We start from the raw sequence: 1,320 nt of genomic DNA on the forward strand, positions 1-1,320 counted from the left end.
GGGGGTCCCCCCCGGTGGGGGCCCCCGCGGCGGCGGGGGTGGTGCGTGACCGCCCCCCCCCCGGCGCGGGGGGCGGGGGGGGGCGCGCCCCCCCCCCCCCCCCCCCCCCCGTCCGTTGTGCGGCCGGCGCGCGCCCGCCCGACCGTGGTGCGGCGCGGACAGCACCTGCCGTATCCGATCCGAACCGTGGACTCCCGCGGTTCGGATCGGATTCCGTTGTGCGGCGCCTCGCCGAACCACGACCACGACCACGATTCCGACTCCCACCTCGCACGACAGGATGGACGCATGACCGAGACCCGGGGGCGGCAGCTGCTGCCCGGACAGACCAGCCGCGTGCACGTGTACGACGTCGAGACGCGCACCGGCCGGCTGGTGTTCGCCTCGGACACCGTCCTGGTCGAGGCGCCGAACGTCCTGGACGCCGACACCCTGGTGCTCAACGCCGACGGCGACCTCTGGCTGCTGCCGGTGCCCGCGGCCGGGACGGTCCTCGACGAGACCGCGCTCGTACCGGTGCCGATGCCGGGTGTGCCCGAGATCAACAACGACCACGTGCTCGACCCCTCGGGGCAGTCCGTCGTGGTGAGCGGGCGGGACGGTGAGCTCTACCGCGTGCCGCTGCCCGCCGGCGGCCCGGGGATCCGCATCACCGACACCTCCGCCGCCCTGCCGACCGTGCGGAAGTACTACCTGCACGGCATCGCTCCCGACGGTTCCGCGCTGGCCGCGATCGTGGGCGAACGCTCACCGGAGGGCGTCTGGACCACCGACGTCGCCCTCGTCGACCCGGCGACCGGCGCGACGACCTTCCGGACCCGCGACGCGCACCCGGACGACGGGTGCGCGTGGACCCCGGACGGCGGGACCCTGCTGTTCAACACCGAGCGGTTCACCCCGGGCACGGCGCAGCTCGCCGCCCTGCGCGACGGGTCGACGGACCCCGTGCAGATCACCGGTGACGAGCGGGTGAACTGGTTCCCGCACGTCTCCCCGGACGGTGTGCACCTGCTGTACCTGTCCTACGAGCCCGGCGTGCACGGGCACCCGGCGGACCACCGGGTGGAACTGCGGCTGCTGCCCGGGGTCCTCGCTCGTGGTGCGCGGATCGCGGTGGTGCCGGAGACGCTGGTCGTCCTCGACGGCGGGCAGGGGACCGTGAACGTGCCGCCGTGGGCGCCGGACTCGTCGTGGTTCGCGTACTGCGACTACCCGGTCACGGCGGGCTGGGGCCGCCGTGGCCGCCGCGCCGGGGGGGCGGGGGCTCGCCGCCGACGACGCCCCCCACCCACCGGCTACTCGATAATTAACCGCAGGAAT

1 protein-coding gene is annotated in these 1,320 nt (G+C 75.2%); it reads left to right on the plus strand.

Going from position 1 to position 1,320, the window contains the following annotated elements; translation table 11 throughout:
- Positions 1 to 288: 288 nt before the first annotated feature.
- On the plus strand, positions 289 to 1,320 hold a 1,032-nt coding region (locus tag QCD68_RS17165), incomplete at its 3' end, for a TolB family protein (RefSeq protein WP_301223888.1).

This window comes from Curtobacterium sp. PsM8, assembly GCF_030433875.1.
In the GTDB taxonomy this organism is placed as follows: Bacteria; Actinomycetota; Actinomycetes; order Actinomycetales; family Microbacteriaceae; genus Curtobacterium.